This window comes from Streptomyces platensis (genome assembly GCF_008704855.1).
GTDB lineage: Bacteria > Actinomycetota > Actinomycetes > Streptomycetales > Streptomycetaceae > Streptomyces > Streptomyces platensis.
This window is the reverse complement of the sequence record NZ_CP023691.1, coordinates 6,013,994-6,033,689: the sequence shown is the minus strand read 5'-3', so window position 1 is coordinate 6,033,689 and position 19,696 is coordinate 6,013,994. Positions and strand designations below refer to the sequence as shown.

Here is a 19,696-nt window from a genome sequence, read left to right as displayed (position 1 = left end):
CCCGAACGGGTCGTGGTGCCCGGCTCGCTACGGGGGTGCTCAGTCCGTGATCGACTGATGCAGACCGGGGATGTGGAGATTGCCGCCGAACTGGCCCGCCTGCTCGATCTTCACCTTGGTGAAGTAGGCGAACGGGACATTGAGCGGCGGCGGGTGCTCGGGGTCGAAGACGATCGGGATCAGACCGAAGAGATTGCCCTGGAGCCGCTCGGTGTACATCGTCACCTTGCCGCCGCGGATCGTGGACGTGGAGCCGTCCGCGCCCTGGACGTGGTACTTCTTCCCGGACGCCTTGTCGTCGACGATCTGGTGCAGATCACCGATGTCGACGCTGTCCGCGGTGAACTTCAGGGCCTGCTTGGTGTGGCCGTTCTGGGTGGTGACATTGACGACGCCCTCGTAGTTCAGACCGCGCAGGGTGAGCGCGCTGGACTCCAGGCGCCAGGGGTCGTCGGGCAGGGTGACGGGCGTCTGCTCGTCCTCGCCCTTCTGCTTGTTCTCGACGACGCAGGGGAACGCCTTCTTGCCGTCGGCGTCCTTGCCGTCGACACCGCCGCCGGGCAGGGCGTTGTCCGCCGCACCCACGGCGCCGTGGACGGTGTCGTTGACCGTCTTCGACCCGTTCTTGACGGTGTCACCGGCCTTGTCGGCGCCGTCCTTGAGGCCGTCGACGGTGTCCGTGACCGGCTTGGTGACCTTGTCCGCGGCCGATCCGGCGTCCTTCGACGCGGACGGCGAGGGGCTCGGGGAGGCCTTGTCGGACGCGGAGGGGCTCGGCGAGGCGGCCGGCTCCTCGTCCTTGTCGTCCCCGCCGAGGAGACCGCCGAGCGCATCACCGATGCCGCCCAGCAGACCGCCGTCGTCCTTCTTCTCCTCCTCGGAGGCCGACGGCGACGGGGTCGCGGAGCCCGAGGGCTTGTCGGTCTTCGCGGAGCCGGACGGTTCGGGCGCGGGCGTCTTGTCCGTGTCCTTGCCGGCCGAGGGGGAGGGCGAGGCGGAGGGCTCCGCGGACGGCTTGGTGTCGTCCTTGGTGACCTTCGCGCCGTCCTTGGACGTGCCGTCCTTCTGCTCCACCTTGTCCGGAGCAGTGACGCACGGGCCGTCCTTGAAGGGGCTCTTGGGGGGAGCGGGCTTGGCTATCGCCATCTGGGGCGTCAGCCCCATCCCCATGAGCACGGCGGACGGCATGGCGGCAATGGCTATCGCCTTGCCCGCGGGCACATGGAGCCGAGTCAGCAGCGGCTTCCTCGGCGCCGCGTGCCTCGGCCCCGTTCTCGCCCCGGTAGCTGCGCTCTCCTGCGGCAGCTCGTCACCCGGCACGGTGCCTCCCGTTCTCTCCGTTGGTCGGGCTCGTTCCTGACAGGTCGTCCAGTCCCTTGCCCAACCCGGGACCGCCGGCCGGCGCCGGATGCGTGGCGACCACCGGTCCGGCGACCGTGGTGCGGCCCGGCTCCTGGGAGTCGTCCCCGCCCTGAGTGGCCTTGCCCGGAGCCCAGGAGACACCGAGCGCACCGCCGATCAGCCCCAGAAGGAAGCCGATCAGGAAGGCGCCGAAGTTCGAGACGACCAGGGAGACCAGGGACAGCAGAATCGCCGCCACACCTGCGAAGACACGCGAGGCGGGCTGGAACCACATGGTCAGACCGAGCACGACCAGCAGTACGCCGATGATCAGCGAGCCGGCGCCGGCGGTGGTCGCCATGCGGACGGTCAGGGAACCGATCGTGAGATTCGCGTAAGGGATGTACATGATCGGGATGCCGGCCAGCAGAGTCAGCATGCCGCCCCAGAACGGGCGGTGTCCGCGCCACTCCCGGAACGAAATCCGCTTCCGGCCGATGGACTCGATCAGCCGTGGTCGCGTTTCGGCGCTCATGTCGTACAGCTCCTCGGGACTGGCAAATCGGTGGTTCTGTGCTGAGTGTCCTACTGAGCGCTACCCGCGTACGGGCACGGGGAACGGCGTCTGCCGCACAGCTCGCCCCGCGCCCGCACGCTCAGTGCGTCAGTAGCACTCGCTCTTGCCCTTGGCGACGCTCATCTTGAGGCCGCTGAGCTTGAACGTGCCGGCCGTCGTGGCCCATGCCTGCTGCCTGACGTGGGTCAGCGTGGCCGAGTCGGCCTGCTGGGCGAACGAGCCCGGGTCGGCCTTGTCGCCCTTGTGCATGCCGGGGCCCTTGGTCGTCGAGCCCGCAGCAACACCGATGTCGATGTTGTTGAAGGTCGCGTCCGCGGACAGCTGATCCAGGTCGATGTAGAGGTTCTTCGCCTCGACAGGCGTGTCACCGCCACCGGCCGACAGCTTCATCGACACATCGCCGAAGACCGGGACCGGAACGACCACCGACTGGCACAGGTTCTTGATCTTGGCGTTCGAGAACCCCGAGACCGCCACCGGGACCTGCTTGCCGCCCTTCTGGGCGTCAATGGCTCCGTACTGAACAAATCCGGTGCCGTCCAGCCGGTCGGTAGCGACCTTGAACTGCTGGCCGGACACGCTGAACGACGCCGCGAGCGCACCCTGCGAAAGGGCTACACCGATCGCGGCCGTAGCCGCGACGCTCGGCACCATGACGACGGCGAACCGCTTCCATCTGGTCCCGCCACGAGCCAGGGACTCCATGACTTTCCTCCTTCTCGGACGTACATCTCCGGTACCGGCCGCCCGAGTTGGGACAGCGGTACCTGGGATGGGAGAAGTGCTACGTCCTCGGGAAGAAGAGCGCCTGTCCTCGGAGGCACATCGTGTTCCGAATACCGGCGATCACCCCCGAGCGACAACCACTGGCCACGCTCTCGCGCAACCTCCTGGACAGGCCCTGCCGGGTGGGGCAGAGACCCCCCTGTCCACGGCCGGCGCCACCTGCCGCCGACCACTCGGTGGGGACCCAAGTGCCCCGCGGCACCGGCCGGATGCCGGGCTGCGGGAATGGACCGAGCGTGGCCGATCGTGGTCCATTCACGGCCGCCGCACAAGGGGCTCGTTACTTGCGGGTAACGGCACGATAAACACGCCTGCACGGGGCGAGATCAACTGGACACACGCTGTCGCTGCTAACAGCAAGAGGACATGAGGCAATTGCGGACACACTGCCGCAAGCGGGTCGCTCAGACTTACTTGAAGTAACAGCGGCCACGTTTACCAAGTTTTGGTAAAACGTGGCCGCTGCTCCGTTTGTTCGGTCAACTCGCGGAGGCCGTACTGGTCAGAAGAGGGCGACTCCGCAGACAGCGGGTCAGAACAGCACCCGCGCCAGCGCCGTACGGGCCGCCGTCACCCGCGGATCGTCCGCGCCGATGACCTCGAAGAGCTCCAGCAACCGCACCCGCGCGGCCTCCCGGTCGGCGCCCGCGGTCCGCTTCACCGCGTCGATCAGCCGCCCGAAGGCGTCCTCGACATGCCCGCCGACCAGGTCGAGGTCCGCGGCACGGATCTGCGCCGGCACATCGGCCGGGTTCTCCGCGGCCTCCTTGCGCACCGCCTGGGGGTCCAGGTCCTGCACCCGGTGCAGAAGTTCGGCCTGCGCCAGACCGAGCTTGGCCTCCGGGTTGGCCGGGTCGTCGGAGAGCACGTTCTTGTAAGCCTGGATGGCACCGCCCAGGTCGCCGGAGTCCAGCGCCTGGTTCGCGGCCTCCAGCAGGGCGTCATAGGGACCGGCCGGCACCGGGGCCTCGGCCTCCGGCTGCTCACCCGCGGCCTGCGGGTCGACCGGCGCGCCCACGATGCCGAACTGCTGCTCGGCGGCCTGCACCAGCTGGTCGAGCACCTCACGGATCTGCGACTCGGGGGCCGCGCCCTGGAACAGCGGGATCGGCTGGCCCGCCACCACCGCGAAGACCGCCGGGATGCCCTGCACCCCGAACTGCTGGAACAGCATCTGGTTGGCATCGACGTCGATCTTGGCCAGCACGAACTTGCCGGCGTACTCCCCCGCGAGGCGCTCCAGCAGCGGACCGAGCTGCTTGCACGGCTCGCACCACTCGGCCCAGAAGTCGATGACGACCGGAACCTCGGTGGAGCGTTGCAGGACGTCCTGCTGGAACCCTGCCTCGTCGACGTCAAACACCAGACGGGCACCGCTCGTGGGCGCCCGGCCCGTACGGGCGGCCTCGGCGCGTGCCTGCTCCGCCTTCTGCTTCGCTTCCCCGGCCGCCTTCACCGCTGCGAGGTCGACGACTCCACTCATGGACATATTGCGTGGCTGCATGGGTCCATCCTCCCCCCTGGGCGGCCCGTTCCGAAAAGCGATCCGGAAAGCGGTGCGGTCGGCGATCTGGTCGGTACTGCGGTCGGTGGTGCGGAGGGCGGCTCCGGCGGTGGGGCCGGGCCGTTTCGCCGGGCACCGCGGCCCGTGCGCACACCCCGCCGGAATGCCGGTGTACGTCCGGGAGCACTGCCCGTCCGGTCCCGAGGAGGACCGTTCTGCGGTCCCGAGGAGGACCGTCGTGCGCGGCCATGGGTCCCCACCCACGGCCAGTGGCTATCGCTCTTACGCTACGACCCGTAGCGTAACTCCTCGCCACCCCTGCGCAACCACCACATCCGGCCCCGCGCCGAGTGATCTCCCTCACGGGAGCCGCGGTCCGGCCCCGGACCGGCCGGTATGGTCGCCCGCATGCACGACTCCGCCAGCCCCCGGAAGGGCCGCACGGGCCGCCCCCGCAGCGCCGAGACCGACCAGGCGATCCTCTGCGCGACCCGGGCCGCGCTCGTGGACCTGGGCTGGGGACGGCTCACCATGAGCGATGTGGCGGCCCGCGCCGGCGTGGCCAAGACGACGCTCTACCGCCGCTGGGCCAACAAGAACGAGCTCGTCGTGGACGCCGTGGCGGTCCTTTTCGACGAGCTCGAACTCCCCGACCGGGGCTCGCTGCGCTCCGACATCGAGGGCGTGGTGCTCCAGTTCGGCGCGCTGCTGGCCCGGCCGGAGACCAAGACCGCGCTGATGGCCGTGGTCGCCGAGTCCACCACCGACGAAGCGCTGCGCGAGCGGATCCGCTCGGCGATCGTCGACCGCCAGAAGCGGCTGGTCCTGCTCGGCCGCTCGCGCGCCCAGACCCGTGGCGAGCTGGCCCCGGACACCGCGGGCGAGGAGGGCGAACGGGCGGCCACCCGCAACATGGACCTGATCTTCGATGTGATCGCCGGGGCGATCGTGCACCGCACCCTGGTCAGCGGCGAGCCGGTGGACGCCGCGTGGGGGCGGGACTTCACGGCCCTCTTCCTCACCGGTCTGGCCGGGCTGGGCACACAGGACTGAGGCCGGGCGCCCGCCGCGGTGCTGCGGCGGACACCCGGCCCCGGTTTCCGGTCAGACCTGGTAGCGGTCCGCCGCGAAGAGGTGCAGGTGCTCCGCCACCCACTCCGACGTCCACTTCAGGCCCTGCTCCAGCGACACCTCCGGCCGCCACGAAGCCCACTCGCGCGCCCGGGAGTTGTCCGACAGCAGCCGCTCGACCTCGCTGCCGGCCGGCCGCAGCCGCTCGGCGTCCACCACCACCTCGGCCTCCCGGCCGGACGCCGCTATCAGCGCCTCGGCGAGCGCGCCGATGGCGATCTCCCGGCCGGTGCCGAGATTGACGACCTCGCCCAGCGCCCGGTCGCAGTCGGCCAGCGCCATGAACCCGGCCGCGGTGTCCGTGACATAGGTGAAGTCGCGGGTCGGGGTGAGCGAGCCGAGCTTGATCTGCCGGGCGCCGGCGTGGAGCTGGGCCAGGATCGTGGGGATGACGGCGCGCGCCGACTGCCGCGGCCCGTAGGTGTTGAACGGCCGCACCACGGTCACCGGCAGCTCGAAGGCGTGCCGGTGCGACAGCGCCATCATGTCCGCGCCGATCTTCGAGGCGGAGTACGGCGACTGCGGCTGGAGCGGGTGGTCCTCGCTGATCGGCGCGGTCAGCGCCGTCCCGTAGACCTCGCTGGTGGAGGTGTGCACCAGCCGGCGCACCGCATGGCGACGGCAGGCCTCCGCCACGTTCTCCGTACCCACCACATTCGTCTGCACATAGGCACCCGGCGAGTCATAGCTGTACGGGATGCCGATCAGCGCGGCCAGATGGAAGACCGTGTCGCAGCCCTCGACCGCGTCCATCACCCGGCCCGCGTCCCGGACATCACCGGAGATCATCTCGACCGGGCCGCCCGGCACGAGATAGCGCGCCAGATTTCCCTTTTCGGCGTACGGCTTGTAATGGACGAACGCGCGCACCTCGGCGCCGGCCTCCACCAGCAGGTCGACCAGGGTCGAGCCGATGAACCCCTCGGCCCCGGTGACCAGGACCCTGCGGCCCGTCCACTGCTGCGTGTTGCTGCTCATGCTGACTCCTTCATCGTGGGGTGTGCGGTGTACGGGTGTCCGGCCAGCGCCAGCACCTTGGCGGCCAGCAGTTCGGCGGCGCGGGCATGGGTACCGGGGTCGGCGGCCGCGCCCATCGCGGCGAGCCGGCCGGGATCGTCGAGCAGCGGGGTGACCAGTGCGTCCAGCCGCTCGGCGGAGGTCTCCGCGTCGGGCAGCAGAAGCCCCGCCCCGGCGTCGGAGAGCACCCGCGCGTTATGGGTCTGGTGGTCGCCCGGTGCGTACGGATACGGGACGAGGACGGCCGGCATCCCGATCGTGGCCAGCTCCGCCACGGTCGCCGAACCGGCCCGGCACACCACGAGATCGGCGGCCGCATAGGCCAGATCCATCCGGTCGAGGTACGGCACGGCCGCGGCGACCGCCGCCCCGCCGTTGGCCGCCAGTTGCGCCCGGGTCTCCTCCAGGGCCGCGGGCCCGGTCTTGATCAGCAGCCGGAGATCCGTCCGCGTCCGGTAGCGGCCGGCCAGCCCCACCGCCGCCTCGGTGAGCCGGGCCGCGCCCAGGCTGCCGCCGTTGACCAGCAGCAGCCGCGCGTCGTCCGGGATGCCGAACTCCCGGCGGGCGGCGGGCCGCAGCCGCTCGCGGTCCAGGTCGGCCAGCGGGCCGACCAGCGGCATCCCCACCGTCTCGGCCCGCTCGCCGCCGGCCAGATGCTCCCGGCTGCGGTCGAAGGCGAGGGCGAGATGCGGGGTGAGCCGGGCCGCGAACTTGTTGGCCCGGCCGGGCACCGCGTTGGACTCATGGATCACGCTCGGCAGCCCGGCCAGCCGCGCCCCGACGATCACCGGCGCGCTCGGATAGCCGCCCATACCGACCGCGACCTGGGCGTTCTGTTCCTTGAGGATGCTCCGGCACTGGCCGCCCGAGCGCAGCAGCGCGGCCGGCAGCAGATAGCGTCGGGCGCCGAGTGCGGGATCGAAGGGGATCATGTCAACGGTGTGCAGCCGGTATCCGGCCTGCGGGATCAGCCGCGTCTCCAGTCCGCGTTCGGTCCCGACGAAGGAGATCACCGCCTCGGGCACGGCCCGGCGGAGTGCGTCGGCGAGCGCGAGTCCGGGATAGATATGGCCGCCGGTGCCGCCCGCACCGATCACGACAGAGAGTGGTGTGCGCATGGCCGCCACGCTCGCGACGTGCCCTAAGAAGCTTCTAAGAGAGGTGTTTGGCAGCCTGTGTCCATGCCGCCCACGCCCGGGAACACCCCCGCCCCCAAGATCCTCGTCGTCGACGACGAACCCGAGGTGCGTGCCGCCGTCGAGGACGGCCTCGCCGTGGAGGGCTATGCGGTACGCGGCGCCCCCGACGGCCTGGCCGCCCTCTCCGAGGTCGCCGCCTGGCAGCCGGACGCCCTCGTCCTGGACGTGCTGATGCCCGTCCTGGACGGCCTGGCCGTCTGCCGCCGGCTGCGCGCGCTGGACGACCGCACCCCGATCCTGGTCCTGACCGCGCTGGACTCGGTCAGCGAACGGGTCGACGGGCTGGACGCCGGCGCCGACGACTATCTCGTCAAACCGTTCGCGCTGGACGAGCTGGTGGCCCGTATCCGGGCCCTGCTGCGCCGGGCCTCCACCACGGCGGTGGAGGACACCCAGCTCTCCTTCGGCGATCTGGTCGTCGACCCGGTGACCCGCTCCGGCCACCGGGCGGGCCGCCCCCTGGAGTTCAGCCGCACCGAATGGGCGCTGCTGGAACTGCTGCTGCTGCACCCCGGGCAGGTGCTGCCGCGCGAGATGATCCTGGAGCGCGTCTGGGGCCGCGACTTCGGCCCGGACTCCAACTCACTGGCCGTGTACATCGGTTATCTGCGCCGCAAGCTGGAGGCGGGCGGCGAGCCGCGGCTCGTCCACACCGTGCACGGCATCGGCTACCGCCTGGGCCCCGCGGAGGGCGCGTGACCGGCACCCGCGGGCTGGGGGCCCGCTGGCGGCGGCGCCGTCCGCTGCGCGCCCGGCTGGCCCTGGCGGCCTCCGCCGCAGTGGCGCTGGTGGCGATCGGTGTCTGCGCCGCGGCGTTCACCGTCATCGACTACCAGATGACCCGTCAGCTGAAGCTGACCCTGACCCAGACGGCCACCCAGATGATCCGGGACCGCCACGACTGGGGCCCGACGCCCAGTGACACCCTCTGCCAGTACCCGGCCTCGTCCTGCGTCCAGATCGTGCCGTCCGACCCCGCCAAGGACCCGCGCAAGCCGTATGTGCTGCCCGTCTCCGACGCCACCCGGCAGGTCGCCGACGGCCGGAGCCCCGCGTTCTACGAGCGGCAGAAGGTGGCCGGCCGGCCGGTCCTGATGCTCACCACCCGCCTCGGGGACAAGGACGAGGCGCTCCAGGTCGCCCAGCGCTCCGACACCGTCGACCGGGGCGTGGAACAGGCCGCCTGGGCGCTGGCCGCGGTCGGCGGCGCCGGCGTCCTGCTGGCCGCCGCGCTGGGCTACTGGGTGTCCCGTACGGGCCTGGCCCCGGTCGCCCGGCTCACCGCCACCGCGGAGCGCATCGCCGCCACCCGCGACGCCCGCCATCGCATCGAACTCCCCGCGGGACCGGCCGCCCGGGAGGACGAGATCACCCGGCTCGCCACCAGCTTCAACACCATGCTCGCCGAACTGGAGCAGTCCGTCACCGCCCAGCGCCGGCTGGTCGCCGACGCCTCCCACGAGCTGCGCACCCCGCTCACCGCGCTTCGCACCAACGCCGAACTCCTGGCCCGCGCCGACCGGCTGACCGACGCCCAGCGCGACCGCGCCTCGGCCGCCCTGGGCCGCCAGCTGCGCGAGGTCACCACACTCGTCAACGACCTGATCGAACTCGCCCGTGACGAGGAACCCCAGCCGCTGGTCGAACAGGTACGCCCGGCCGCCCTCCTGGAGCACGCCGTGGGCGCGGCCCGCGAGCACTGGCCGGAGCTCACCTTCACCGCCGCCATCGACCCGGCCGCGGCGGACACCACGGTCCCCGGAGTGCCGCCCCGCCTGGCCCGGCTGCTGTCCAACCTGCTGGACAACGCCGCGAAGTTCTCCCCGCCGGGCGGCCCGGTCGAGACCGCGCTCTGCGGCGTACCGGGCGCGCTGGAGCTGACCGTGCGCGACCACGGCCCCGGCATCGAGGCCGGCGATCTGCCCCATGTCTTCGACCGCTTCTACCGTGCGAAGGCGGCCCGCGCCCTGCCCGGCTCCGGGCTGGGCCTGGCGATGGCCCGCCAGATCGCCCGCGCCCACGGGGCCGACCTCACCGCCGAGCGGGCGCCGGGGGGCGGGGCGCTCTTCCGGCTGCGGATTCCGCGGCCGGCGGCCTAGGACACGCCCCAGGGCCACGTCAGAAATCCCCCCGTTCCCACGCACGCACCCACGACGCGATGATCGGGTGGACACCGCCTAGGGTGAGACCTCGGAAAATCCGGGTGTGGTGGATGGGGAGCTTGATGGAGCCGTTGGAAGCTGCGGACCCACGGGCCGCCGGACCGTATCAGCTGCTGGGACGTCTGGGCTCGGGCGGGATGGGCCGGGTGTTCGTCGGAGAATCCGTGACGGGACGGCGGGTCGCCGTGAAGGTCGTACGGGAGGATCTGGCGGCCACGCCCGGTTTTCGCGACAGGTTCCGGCGCGAGGCCAAGCTCGCGATGCGGGCGGGCGGCTTCTGGACCGCGCCGGTCGTCGACGCGGACCCGGACGCCACCATGCCGTGGATCGCAAGCCAGTACGTCGAAGGCCCCTCGCTCGACGAGCACGTCATCCAGCAGGGCCCGTTGGACGAGTCCGAGGTGCGCAGGCTCGGCACGGGACTGGCCGAGGCCATCGCCTCGTTCCACCGAGGCGGCCTGGTCCACCGCGACCTCAAGCCCTCCAATGTCCTGCTCGTCGACGACGGTCCGAGGGTCATCGACTTCGGCATCTCCAAGGCCCTGGAGACCAGCGACGGTACCGATCTGACCAAGGCCGGGACCGTCATGGGCACACCTGGCTTCATGTCGCCGGAGCAGGCACTGGGGCAGCCGGTGGGCCCGCCCTCGGATGTCTTCTCGCTCGGCTCCCTGCTCGCCTACGCGGTCACCGGCGCAGGGCCCTTCGGTGACGGGGCCTCCCACGCGCTGTTGTTCCGGGTGGTGTACGAGGCACCCGATCTCAGCGCCGTGCCGGACGGACTGCGGGGGCTGGTGCAGGACTGTCTGCACAAGTCTCCGGAGGGCCGTCCCACCGCCGACGCGCTCCTCGCACGCCTCGCGGGCGCAGCGCGCGCGACGGTCCCCGACCCGCGCATCGCGCCGAGGCCCGTGGCGGAGACCGTTTCCGACGCGGATGCCCTGGCGGCCACCGGACCGCAGCCTGCGAGCCCGACAGCCACAGCCGAGCCGCCCGTGGCGGCACCGCTCGGGCATCGGCCGGTTGCCCAACCACCGGCCGCCCTCCCCCCGTTCACCGTGGAGAAATGGGGCCGCGCGGCGGTCTGGCGCCGCCTGAAATGGCCGGCTGTTTCGGCGTTGACGATCGCCGGCTTCCTGGACTTGGTCGGAGAGATGGCCCAGGCGCCGGCGCCCGCGTTCGTGTTGACGCTCTTCGTCATGCTGCTGCATCTGCTCTACGGGGTGATGGTTTCGTTGCCACTCCTCGGCCCCAGGGCACTGCGGGTCGGAGCGGACGGGCTCTTTGTGCGGCACGGCCCGCACATGGTCACGGTGCCCTGGCGGGACATCTCCTCCGTCACGCTCACCGGAAAGCGGAACAGGCGCAGCATCGCCCTGACGGCGGCCCTCGCAGAGGGAACGGCCACCCGGGTCCCCTCCCCGCTCCACGCCGGGACGGGTGTGCTGAAGTGCACGCTCGTCTCCCCCGCGAAGAACGAGACGAGCGCCCGCCTGGACGGCCTCGATACCGCACTGCGGCGTTTCGCGGGCAGCCGCTACCAGTCGCTTCCCGCCGCGGGCTGACGGCGCCGTACCGCCACCGGTGAGTCGGGCGGCGCTCCGTGGCCCGGCAGCCGTACGGGGCAGCAGGCCCATGCCTGCCGCCCCGCGCCCCGGGGGGAGGGGACGTCCCTCCTGGCCTCCTGGCCTGGCCTCAGAATCCGGCCGGCTCCGTATACACGCCCCACTCGTCCCGCAGCACACCGCAGATCTCGCCGAGCGTCGCCTCGGCCCGTACGGCCTCCAGCATCGGCTCGATCATGTTGCCGCCGGTCCGGGCGGCTTCCAGCATCGCCTTCAGCGAGGCCTGGACCCGGGCGTCGTCCCGCGCCGCCTTACGGTCCGCGAGCACCCGCACCTGCTCCCGCTCGACCTCGTGGCTGACCCGCAGGATCTCCAGATCACCGGTGACCGAGCCGTGGTGGCAGTTGACGCCGACGACCTTCTTGTCGCCCTTCTCCAGCGCCTGCTGGTACTGGAAGGCGGACTCGGCGATCTCGCCGGTGAACCAGCCGTCCTCGATGCCGCGCAGGATGCCGGAGGTCATCGGGCCGATCGGGTGCTCACCGTTCGGCACCGCGCGCCGGCCGCGCTCCTTGATCTGGTCGAAGATCTTCTCGGCGTCCGCCTCGATCCGGTCGGTGAGCGACTCGATGAACCACGAACCGCCCAGCGGGTCCGCGACATTGGCGACGCCGGTCTCCTCCATCAGCACCTGCTGGGTGCGCAGCGCGATCTCCGCGGCCTGCTCACTGGGCAGCGCCAGGGTCTCGTCCAGGGCGTTGGTGTGCAGCGAGTTCGTGCCGCCGAGCACGGCCGCCAGGGCCTCGACGGCGGTACGGACGACGTTGTTGTACGGCTGCTGGGCGGTCAGCGAGACCCCGGCGGTCTGGGTGTGGAAGCGCAGCCACTGCGCCTTCTCGCTCGTGGCGCCGTATACATCGCGCATCCAGCGGGCCCAGATACGGCGCGCGGCGCGGAACTTGGCGATCTCCTCGAAGAAGTCCAGATGCGCGTCGAAGAAGAAGGACAGGCCGGGGGCGAAGGTGTTGACGTCCAGCCCGCGGGAGAGTCCCAGCTCCACATAGCCGAAGCCGTCGGCCAGCGTGTACGCCAGCTCCTGCGCGGCCGTCGCGCCCGCCTCGCGGATGTGGTAGCCGGAGACCGAGAGCGGCTTGTACGCGGGGATGCCGCGGGCGCAGTGCTCCATCAGGTCGCCGATCAGCCGCAGATGAGGCTCCGGCTGGAAGAGCCACTCCTTCTGCGCGATGTACTCCTTGAAGATGTCCGTCTGGAGCGTGCCGTTCAGGACACCCGGGTCGATGCCCTGCCGCTCGGCGGCCACCAGATACATGCAGAAGACCGGTACGGCGGGACCGCTGATCGTCATGGAGGTCGTGACATCACCGAGCGGGATGTCCTGGAACAGCACCTCCATGTCGGCGGCCGAGTCGATGGCGACACCGCAGTGCCCGACCTCGCCCAGCGAGCGCGGGTCGTCGGAGTCGCGGCCCATGAGGGTCGGCATGTCGAAGGCGACGGAGAGGCCGCCGCCGCCCGCCTTGAGGATCATCTTGTAGCGCTCGTTGGTCTGCTCGGCGTTGCCGAAGCCCGCGAACTGGCGGATCGTCCACGTCCGCCCCCGGTAGCCGGTGGGATACAGCCCTCGCGTGAAGGGGAACTCGCCCGGCCACCCGATCCGCTCGAACCCCTCGACCGAGTCCCCGGGCCGGGGCCCGTACGCCGGCTCCACAGGGTCACCCGAAAGCGTGCTGAAGTCCGCATCCCGCTTACGGGCGGAGTCGTACCGGGCCTGCCAGCGGCGGCGGCCCTCATCGATCGCGTCAGCGTCCATACCTTGAATTTACTAGGACGTCCTAGTAGTTGTCGACGGGAGAGGCCCCTGAGTCGCCCTATGCGTGGTGATAGTCACTGTCCGTAAGGGTGCGGGGAGCGCAAAAGCGCCCGCCCCTCAGAGGGACAGGCGCGTTCCGCAGGGTTTCCCGGGCGGCCCTCAGGCCTTCACCGGCTCCGGAGCGTCACCGGCGATCAGCGGCTCGACCTCCCGCACCACCTGGCGCTCCACGAAGAACGCCGCGGTCGGGATGGTGCCCGAGATCAGCACCCACAGCAGCTTGCCGAACTTCCACTTGGCCTTGGAGCCCAGGTCGAAGGCGAAGACCAGATAGATGATGTAGAGCACGCCGTGGATCTGGGAGACGACGAGGGTCAGGTCCTTGCCCATCCCGAAGCCGTACTTGAAAACCATGCAGGTACAGAGCACCAGCAGCATCACCGCGGTGATGTAGGCCATCGCCCGGTAGCGGGTCAGGACGCTTCGCTTCATGCCCCGAGGGTAACCAGCCGTTCCGGGGCGATCTTCGCCGCCCCCCTCCGGACGCCGCCCTATTCGTCCTTGAAGTCCGCCGCCGCCACCCGCAGCGGCCGCAGCAGCGCGAAGATCTCCGCGCACTCCTCGGCGTCATAGGCCCCGAGCCCGAAGTCCATCGCCATCAGGTCGCGGGTGGCCGCGTCACACACCTCGCGGCCCTTGTCCGTGATGGTGGCGAGCGTGCCCCGCCCGTCGTTCGGATTCGGCCGCTTGGCGACGAGCCCGGACCTCACCAGCCGGTCGACGGTGTTGGTCACCGAGGTGGGGTGCACCATCAGCCGCTCGCCGATCTTCGACATCGGCAGCTCGCCCGCCTTGGAGAAGGTCAGCAGCACCAGCGCCTCATAACGGGCGAAGGTCAGCCCGTACGGTTTGACCACCGCGTCCACTTCGGCCAGCAGGATCTGATGGGCGCGCATGATCGAGGTGATCGCGGCCATCGAGGGCACAGCGCCCCATCGCTGCTGCCACAGTTCATCGGCGCGCGCGATGGGATCGAAAGCAAGGCTGAGCGGCTTCGGCACGCGTCCGACCCTACCGGGCGGCCATATGGTGGTCAGCCGCGTCTCATTTTTCGGTCCGGGCCGCCGGTCCGGCCGGTCCGCGCACCGGCCCGGGGGACGTCCGGTCCGGCCCGGGGAAGGTTCGATCCGGCCCCGGCTCCGTACGCCGCACCTCGAAGATCACCGCCACTACACAGACCGCCCCCAGCACCCCCGCCGCGGGCATCACGAGCCGCAGCGGCGCGTACTCCGCGGCGACCCCGGCCAGCGCCATCGCCAGGCCCATCACCGTCATCCGCCCCGCCTGCATCACCGTCATCGCCCGGCCCAGCAGGGCGTCGGGGACCGCGGCGACGAACCAGCGGTCGACGCCGAAGTTGTACGAGATCCCGGTGCCGGTCAGGGCGAGCAGCAGCACCGCCCAGCCGAGCGAGGGCTGTGCGGCGAAGCCGAGCGAGGGCAGCACCGCGAAGACGCCCATGGGGAAGGTCAGCCGGGTGCGGGCCCGCGGCCCGAGGAACGTGCCCACCAGGCTCTCGGCGAGCACCGCACCGATGGGCATGCTGCACATCAGCAGCCCCATACCGGCCGGCCCGGTGCCGAGCAGGCCGGCATAGGGGACCAGCAGCGCCTCGGGGATCACGACGAACGCCGGCGGCAGCCACGTGAGCAGCAGCAGCGCCCGCACCCGGCGGTCGGCCAGCAGCAGCCGGGCCCCGCCCAGCGAGGCCGCCAGCAGCGCCCCGCGCGCCGCGCCCGGAGCAGCGTCCCGCGCCGGACGCGCAAGGGTCCCCAGCCGCAGCAGCAGCGCCGACGCGAGGAACGCACCGCCGGTGAGCGCGAGCACCGCCGCCGGGGACACCACGGTGAGCAGCAGGCCCCCCGCGGCGAACCCGGCGAGCTGCGCGCTCTGGTTCACGATGCGGATCACCGAGCGCCCCAGGACGAACAGCTCCCCCTCGCCGAGGATCTCCCCCAGGGTCGCGGCCCGGGTCCCGGCGAAGACCGGCGCGATGGCCGCGAGCACACAGCGCAGCACCAGCAGCACCACGACCGGGGTGCCCGGCGCCACCATCCCCGCCGCCGCCAGCGCGCACAGCAGATCGCAGCCGACCAGCACCCCCCGGGCCGGATACCGGTCGGCGACCGCCGACAGCAGCGTCCCGCCGACCACGTACGGCAGCAGCCCCAGCGCGAAGGTCAGGGCGCTGAGCAGCGGCGACGCGGTGAGCCCGAAGACGAGGACGGACAGCGCGATCTCGCAGACGACCACGCCGAGCGAGGACAGCAGATGCGCGGCGAAGACGTGCCGGAACTCGGGGACGGCGAAGACGGCGCGATAGCCGTCCGGGCGGGCCGCACCGGTGTACGGCCCGGCGTCGGCGGCGCCCTCATCAGGGCAGGCGGGAAGGCGGCCCGACGGCGCGGGCCCGGAGGGCGAGGGCATGTCCGCAGCCTGCCGGAGCCCGGCGCCGCCCCGTATTCTTTCGGCTCCAGCCGAATCCTGGCCTCCGGGGGGAGCGTGCGGCCGTGCCGGTGAACCTGCATTTCGGCGCCGATGACCTGCTCCGCATCCGCTTCGCGGTCTCCCCGCTGTGCGAGACCCATGAGGCCGTACGGACCCTGCGCCGCGCCGACCGGCACGGCTATCACGCGCCGTGGCTGCGCCGGATGCGCCAGACGCTGGCCGGGCTGGACCTGACGCCGCTGTGGCTCTTCATGCCGTCGGTCCCCCCGGGTTACACACCTGACTTCCTGGGCCGCCCGCCGGACACCCCGATGGCCGGCTTCGACGAGGAGCTGGCGCGGCTGCGCGCGACCGACCCGGCGCTGGCCCGCGCCGAGATGGCCAAGTCGCTGGCGAGCAGGCCGGAGGCGGCGGAGTCGGCGCGCGGCCGGGCGGCGCTGGCCGATCCGGCCCGGGCCGTCCAGGAGCTGGCCGATGTCACCGAACGGGCCTGGCGGGCGCTGCTCGCACCGGACTGGCCACGGCTGCGGGCCCTGCTGGAGGCCGAGATCGCCTACCGGTCGCGGCAGTTGGCGGGCGGCGGCCTCCAGCGGCTGTTCGCCGATCTGCATCCGCGGCTGTCCTGGTCGGGCGACACCCTGACGGTCCGCACCCGTACCGACTTCGCCCAGATGCAGGATCTGGACGGCCGCGGGGTGCTGCTGCTGCCCAGCGTCTTCGTGTGGCCGGACGTGGTCAGCGGGTTCGATCCGCCGTGGCAGCCCACCGTGATCTACCCGGCGCGCGGGATCGGCGGGCTGTGGACCGAGCCGGAGACCGGCCCGGCGCTGGCCCGGCTGCTGGGGGCGAACCGCGCGGCCGTACTGGCCGCGCTCGACGCCCCGTCGACCACGACGGCCCTGGCCCACCGCCTCGGCCTGGCGCCGTCCTCCGTCTCGGAGCATCTGTCCGTGCTGCGCGACGCCGGTCTGCTGGTCTCGCGCCGGCACGGGCATCAGGTGCGGTACGAGCGCACCCCGCTGGGGATCGCCCTGGCGGCGGGTGGCTGACGCCCGGCGGGCGCCCGGGGACGGTCAGCCCCGGGGCGTGCCGTCCTCGCCGAGATACCGCTCCACGGTCTCGACCTTCGAGGTCAGTCCGTCGGTGACGCCGTGCCGGATGTCGGCCTTCAGCACCAGCGAGACCCGCCCGGAGCGGGCCTCGACGGCCGCGACCGCGCGCTTGACGACGTCCATGACCTCGTCCCATTCACCTTCGATGGAGGTGAACATGGCGTCCGTACGGTTCGGCAGCCCGGACTCGCGGACGACCCGGACCGCGTCGGCGACATACTCACCGACGTCCTCGCCGACGCCCAGCGGGCTGACGGAGAAGGCGACGATCATACGTTCACGACCCCTTCCTTGCGGGCGCGGGCCGCGATCACTCCGGCCTCCTCCTCGCGCTTGAGGATCCGGTCCCCGAAGAGGCCGCCGAACGGCAGGATCGCCAGCACGAAGAAGAAGGCGACGCGCTTGACCGGCCACTTGGTGCGGTTCCACACGTCCAGCAGCAGCACCACGTAGGTGATGAAGAGCAGGCCGTGGATCAGGCCGAGCGGCATCACCAGCGAGTCGTAGTCGAAGGCCAGACGGAAGCCGGTGCCGAAGATCAGCAGCGCCGGGAAGGAGATGGCCTCGGGAATGGAGGCCAGGCGCAGTCGGTGCAGGGCGGCGGCGGTCTTGATGTCCACGGGAACCTCGTTCGGGTGGCAGATGGGCGGTCGGCGCGCAGCGCCGTCTTCTGGGGGTGGAGGTCGGGCGACGGGTGGGCTTGTGCAAGAGTTCACAAACTTCGCCCCATTGTTACAGCCGCCTCGGCGATCGCTGCGCCGGGGGGAGGCAAGGGCCGACAGACCGGCGCGCGGCACGAGATTCAGGGCGATATCAGGGACAAAGGACCTGCCCCGCGCGGCTCCGGCCGACTACGGTCTGATCCGTGGCTCAGTTTCGGCTCCAGGGGAGCAAGGTGCTCGCCGTCGACATGACCGGCGACGCCGTCAAGGCGAAAAACGGTGCGATGGTCGCGTACGACGGCCAGATGGCGTTCAAGAAGATGTCCGGCGGCGGCGAGGGCCTGCGCGGCATGGTCACCCGGCGGCTCACGGGTGAGCAGATGGCCGTGATGGAGGTGAAGGGCCACGGCACCTGCTACTTCGCCGATCGCGCGAGCGAGATCAACCTGGTGCAGTTGCAGGGCGAGAAGCTGTTCGTGGAGGCCAGCAATCTGCTGTGCACGGACGCCGCGCTCCGTACGGGCACGAGCTTCACCGGCCTGCGCGGCGCCTCCCAGGGCAACGGCCTGTTCACCACCACCGTCGAGGGCAGCGGCCAGGCGGCGATCACCTCCGACGGCCCCGCGGTGGTGCTGCGGGTGACCAAGCAGTACCCCCTTCAGGTCGACCCGGGCGCCTATGTCGCCCACACCGGCGACCTCAAGCAGCACTTTCAGTCCGGGGTGAACTTCCGCACCTTCATCGGCGAGGGCTCCGGCGAGGCCTTCCAGATCCGCTTCGAGGGCGAGGGCCTGGTGTACGTCCAGCCCAGCGAGCGCAACACCGTGGGCGGTGAGGTCTGATGCCGTTCACGACACTCAACTCCCGCATGGTGGAGGCCAGGATCGGCCCGGGCCAGCGGCTGTTCAGCCAGCGCGGCGCGATGCTCGCCTACCGCGGCGAGGTCTCCTTCACCCCGAACCTCCAGGGCGGCCAGGGCGGTATCGGCTCGATGATCGGCCGCCGGATCGCCGGTGAGGCCACGCCCCTGATGACCGTCGAGGGCACCGGGACGGTCATGTTCGGCCACGGCGGCCATCATGTGCACGTCGTCGACCTGACCGGCGAGACGCTCTACGTCGAGGCCGACCGGCTGCTGGCCTTCGACGGCGGGCTCCAGCAGGGCACGATGTTCATGGGCTCGCAGGGCGGCGTGATGGGCATGGTGCGCGGCCAGGTCACCGGCCAGGGCCTGTTCACCACGACCCTCAAGGGCGTCGGCTCGGCCGCGGTGATGGCGCACGGCGGGGTGATCGAACTCCCGATCACGCCCCAGCGCCCGGTCCATGTCGACCCGCAGGCCTATGTCGCCCACCGCGGCGACGTCCGCAACAAATTGTCCACGGCGCTCGGCTGGCGCGACATGGTCGGCCGCGGCTCGGGCGAGGCCTTCCAGCTGGAGCTGTCGGGCCAGGGCACCGTCTACGTACAGGCGTCGGAGGAAAAGCTGTGACCGGTCCCGTCGTCCACGACGTCCATTCGCTCCCCGCCGACGACAACGTCCACGCGTATGCCTTCAGCGTCGAGCTGGACGGCCAGTGGTTCCTCCAGAAGGGGAAGATGATCGCCTACTACGGGCAGATCGACTTCCATGGCATCGGGCACGGCCGCCTGGACCGCCTGATCGCCGGGAGTTTCCATTCGCCACTGCACGCCGCGGACTGGGTCGTCGCCGAGGGCCGGGGAAAGATGCTGCTCGCGGACCGTGCCTTCGATGTGAACTCCTTCGACCTGGAGGACGGCAACCTGACGATTCGCTCGGGCAACTTGCTCGCATTTCAGCCATCTCTGTCGCTGAAGCAGTCGATCATCCCGGGCTTTCTCACCCTCATCGGCACGGGCAAGTTCGTGGCCGCGTCCAACGGCCCGGTGGTGTTCATGGAGCCGCCGATCCGGGTGGACCCGCAGGCGCTCGTCGGCTGGGCGGACTGCCCCTCCCCGTGCCACCACTACGACCACCAGTACCTGCAAGGATTCCTGGGCGGGCTGCGGGCGCACACCGGTATCGGCGGGGCGTCCGGAGAGGAGCACCAATTCGAGTTCGTCGGGGCCGGCACGGTCCTGCTCCAGTCGACGGAGCAGCTGATGCCGGAGCTGGCGACCGGCGCGGTGCCCACCGAAGCGGGCGTTCCGGGCGGGGGCGGACACGTCCCGCAAAGTGGCTCACAACTGCCCCAGCTCCCCGGCAACCTCGGGAGCCTCCAGCGCCACTTCGGGCTGTGAGCGGTACTCTGCGGACGGTGACCTCGAACGTCTGACCAA

At 71.2% G+C, this 19,696-nt stretch carries 20 protein-coding genes; 8 read left to right on the top strand and 12 right to left on the bottom strand.

Annotated elements, in window-relative coordinates:
- Positions 1 to 39: 39 nt before the first annotated feature.
- From CP981_RS26905 to CP981_RS26885, 4 genes are all read right to left on the bottom strand, one after another.
- The gene (locus tag CP981_RS26905; protein WP_425282166.1) at positions 40 to 1,188 is read right to left on the bottom strand and encodes a hypothetical protein; all 1,149 of its coding nucleotides are present in this window, start codon (positions 1,186 to 1,188) and stop codon (positions 40 to 42) included.
- Positions 1,189 to 1,309: 121 nt separating this feature from the next.
- Complete coding sequence (locus CP981_RS26900; RefSeq protein ID WP_085922970.1) at positions 1,310 to 1,876, bottom strand: DUF6114 domain-containing protein; 567 nt, start codon at positions 1,874 to 1,876, stop codon at positions 1,310 to 1,312.
- A 129-nt stretch (positions 1,877 to 2,005) separates the two neighbouring features.
- Positions 2,006 to 2,623, bottom strand: coding sequence for a DUF6230 family protein (locus CP981_RS26895; RefSeq protein ID WP_085922969.1), 618 nt, complete (start codon positions 2,621 to 2,623; stop codon positions 2,006 to 2,008).
- A 613-nt stretch (positions 2,624 to 3,236) separates the two neighbouring features.
- A complete protein-coding gene (locus CP981_RS26885; RefSeq protein ID WP_085922968.1) occupies positions 3,237 to 4,208 on the bottom strand; it encodes a tetratricopeptide repeat protein in 972 nt (323 codons plus the stop codon).
- Positions 4,209 to 4,616: 408 nt separating this feature from the next.
- Between CP981_RS26885 and CP981_RS26880 the strand changes: the two genes are divergently transcribed.
- Positions 4,617 to 5,261 carry a TetR/AcrR family transcriptional regulator gene (locus CP981_RS26880; RefSeq protein WP_085923027.1) on the top strand — a complete coding sequence of 215 codons (645 nt, stop codon included), beginning with the start codon at positions 4,617 to 4,619 and terminating at the stop codon, positions 5,259 to 5,261.
- Positions 5,262 to 5,312: 51 nt separating this feature from the next.
- On the opposite strand, the gene CP981_RS26875 is transcribed toward CP981_RS26880, so the two are convergent.
- Together CP981_RS26875 and CP981_RS26870 are read right to left on the bottom strand one after the other, a co-directional pair.
- On the bottom strand, positions 5,313 to 6,317 hold the full coding sequence (locus CP981_RS26875) for a GDP-mannose 4,6-dehydratase (protein ID WP_085922967.1): 1,005 nt from the start codon (positions 6,315 to 6,317) through the stop codon (positions 5,313 to 5,315).
- A complete protein-coding gene (locus CP981_RS26870; protein ID WP_085922966.1) occupies positions 6,314 to 7,474 on the bottom strand; it encodes a UDP-N-acetylglucosamine--N-acetylmuramyl-(pentapeptide) pyrophosphoryl-undecaprenol N-acetylglucosamine transferase in 1,161 nt (386 codons plus the stop codon). The genes CP981_RS26875 and CP981_RS26870 overlap by 4 nt, the downstream gene beginning before the upstream one ends.
- A gap of 63 nt (positions 7,475 to 7,537) precedes the next feature.
- Between CP981_RS26870 and CP981_RS26865 the strand changes: the two genes are divergently transcribed.
- The 3 genes from CP981_RS26865 (at position 7,538) to CP981_RS26855 (ending at position 11,282) form a co-directional block, all read left to right on the top strand.
- Positions 7,538 to 8,254, top strand: a complete 717-nt coding sequence (locus CP981_RS26865) for a response regulator transcription factor (protein ID WP_085922965.1) — start codon at positions 7,538 to 7,540, stop codon at positions 8,252 to 8,254.
- The gene (locus CP981_RS26860; protein ID WP_150522371.1) at positions 8,251 to 9,654 is read left to right on the top strand and encodes a HAMP domain-containing sensor histidine kinase; all 1,404 of its coding nucleotides are present in this window, start codon (positions 8,251 to 8,253) and stop codon (positions 9,652 to 9,654) included. Before CP981_RS26865 ends, CP981_RS26860 begins: the two co-directional genes overlap by 4 nt.
- A 125-nt stretch (positions 9,655 to 9,779) precedes the next feature.
- A complete protein-coding gene (locus CP981_RS26855) occupies positions 9,780 to 11,282 on the top strand; it encodes a serine/threonine-protein kinase (protein ID WP_158092615.1) in 1,503 nt (500 codons plus the stop codon).
- A gap of 130 nt (positions 11,283 to 11,412) precedes the next feature.
- On the opposite strand, the gene icmA is transcribed toward CP981_RS26855, so the two are convergent.
- The 4 genes from icmA to CP981_RS26835 form a co-directional block, all read right to left on the bottom strand.
- Entirely contained in the window at positions 11,413 to 13,113 is a 1,701-nt protein-coding gene (gene icmA / locus CP981_RS26850) for a coenzyme B12-dependent isobutyryl-CoA mutase large subunit (protein WP_085922962.1), read from the bottom strand.
- A 159-nt stretch (positions 13,114 to 13,272) separates the two neighbouring features.
- Positions 13,273 to 13,605, bottom strand: coding sequence for a DUF3817 domain-containing protein (locus tag CP981_RS26845; RefSeq protein ID WP_085922961.1), 333 nt, complete (start codon positions 13,603 to 13,605; stop codon positions 13,273 to 13,275).
- Positions 13,606 to 13,664: 59 nt separating this feature from the next.
- Positions 13,665 to 14,174: a MarR family winged helix-turn-helix transcriptional regulator gene (locus CP981_RS26840; RefSeq protein ID WP_085922960.1), complete on the bottom strand. Its 510-nt coding sequence runs from the start codon at positions 14,172 to 14,174 to the stop codon at positions 13,665 to 13,667.
- A 43-nt stretch (positions 14,175 to 14,217) separates the two neighbouring features.
- Positions 14,218 to 15,600, bottom strand: coding sequence for an MFS transporter (locus CP981_RS26835; RefSeq protein WP_085922959.1), 1,383 nt, complete (start codon positions 15,598 to 15,600; stop codon positions 14,218 to 14,220).
- 83 nt (positions 15,601 to 15,683) lie between these two features.
- On the opposite strand from CP981_RS26835, the gene CP981_RS26830 reads away from it, so the two are divergent.
- Entirely contained in the window at positions 15,684 to 16,670 is a 987-nt protein-coding gene (locus CP981_RS26830; protein WP_085922958.1) for an ArsR/SmtB family transcription factor, read from the top strand.
- Between the two features lie 24 nt (positions 16,671 to 16,694).
- Here the strand turns inward: CP981_RS26830 and CP981_RS26825 are convergent, their stop codons facing one another.
- Together CP981_RS26825 and CP981_RS26820 are read right to left on the bottom strand one after the other, a co-directional pair.
- On the bottom strand, positions 16,695 to 17,006 hold the full coding sequence (locus CP981_RS26825) for an MTH1187 family thiamine-binding protein (RefSeq protein ID WP_085922957.1): 312 nt from the start codon (positions 17,004 to 17,006) through the stop codon (positions 16,695 to 16,697).
- Positions 17,003 to 17,353 carry a DUF3817 domain-containing protein gene (locus tag CP981_RS26820; RefSeq protein ID WP_085922956.1) on the bottom strand — a complete coding sequence of 117 codons (351 nt, stop codon included), beginning with the start codon at positions 17,351 to 17,353 and terminating at the stop codon, positions 17,003 to 17,005. Before CP981_RS26820 ends, CP981_RS26825 begins: the two co-directional genes overlap by 4 nt.
- Positions 17,354 to 17,598: 245 nt before the next feature.
- On the opposite strand from CP981_RS26820, the gene CP981_RS26815 reads away from it, so the two are divergent.
- From CP981_RS26815 to CP981_RS26805, 3 genes are read left to right on the top strand one after another with little or no spacing between them, the layout of a single operon-like run.
- Complete coding sequence (locus CP981_RS26815) at positions 17,599 to 18,237, top strand: AIM24 family protein (protein ID WP_085922955.1); 639 nt, start codon at positions 17,599 to 17,601, stop codon at positions 18,235 to 18,237.
- Positions 18,237 to 18,887: an AIM24 family protein gene (locus CP981_RS26810; RefSeq protein WP_085922954.1), complete on the top strand. Its 651-nt coding sequence runs from the start codon at positions 18,237 to 18,239 to the stop codon at positions 18,885 to 18,887. The genes CP981_RS26815 and CP981_RS26810 overlap by 1 nt, the downstream gene beginning before the upstream one ends.
- Positions 18,884 to 19,657 (top strand): AIM24 family protein, encoded by a 774-nt coding sequence (locus CP981_RS26805; RefSeq protein WP_085922953.1) that lies wholly within the window; start codon positions 18,884 to 18,886, stop codon positions 19,655 to 19,657. The genes CP981_RS26810 and CP981_RS26805 overlap by 4 nt, the downstream gene beginning before the upstream one ends.
- Positions 19,658 to 19,696 lie beyond the last annotated feature (39 nt).

Bases quoted from the DNA above. Each gene is read 5' to 3' on its own strand.
- CP981_RS26835 (WP_085922959.1), bottom strand. From the start codon at position 15,600: ATGCCCTCGCCCTCCGGGCCCGCGCCGTCGGGCCGCCTTCCCGCCTGC.
- CP981_RS26845 (WP_085922961.1), bottom strand. From the start codon at position 13,605: ATGAAGCGAAGCGTCCTGACCCGCTACCGGGCGATGGCCTACATCACC.
- CP981_RS26865 (WP_085922965.1), top strand. From the start codon at position 7,538: ATGCCGCCCACGCCCGGGAACACCCCCGCCCCCAAGATCCTCGTCGTC.
- CP981_RS26855 (WP_158092615.1), top strand. From the start codon at position 9,780: ATGGAGCCGTTGGAAGCTGCGGACCCACGGGCCGCCGGACCGTATCAG.
- CP981_RS26885 (WP_085922968.1), bottom strand. From the start codon at position 4,208: ATGCAGCCACGCAATATGTCCATGAGTGGAGTCGTCGACCTCGCAGCG.
- CP981_RS26810 (WP_085922954.1), top strand. From the start codon at position 18,237: ATGCCGTTCACGACACTCAACTCCCGCATGGTGGAGGCCAGGATCGGC.
- CP981_RS26900 (WP_085922970.1), bottom strand. From the start codon at position 1,876: ATGAGCGCCGAAACGCGACCACGGCTGATCGAGTCCATCGGCCGGAAG.
- CP981_RS26875 (WP_085922967.1), bottom strand. From the start codon at position 6,317: ATGAGCAGCAACACGCAGCAGTGGACGGGCCGCAGGGTCCTGGTCACC.
- icmA (WP_085922962.1), bottom strand. From the start codon at position 13,113: ATGGACGCTGACGCGATCGATGAGGGCCGCCGCCGCTGGCAGGCCCGG.
- CP981_RS26895 (WP_085922969.1), bottom strand. From the start codon at position 2,623: ATGGAGTCCCTGGCTCGTGGCGGGACCAGATGGAAGCGGTTCGCCGTC.
- CP981_RS26880 (WP_085923027.1), top strand. From the start codon at position 4,617: ATGCACGACTCCGCCAGCCCCCGGAAGGGCCGCACGGGCCGCCCCCGC.
- CP981_RS26825 (WP_085922957.1), bottom strand. From the start codon at position 17,006: ATGATCGTCGCCTTCTCCGTCAGCCCGCTGGGCGTCGGCGAGGACGTC.
- CP981_RS26905 (WP_425282166.1), bottom strand. From the start codon at position 1,188: ATGCCGTCCGCCGTGCTCATGGGGATGGGGCTGACGCCCCAGATGGCG.
- CP981_RS26870 (WP_085922966.1), bottom strand. From the start codon at position 7,474: ATGCGCACACCACTCTCTGTCGTGATCGGTGCGGGCGGCACCGGCGGC.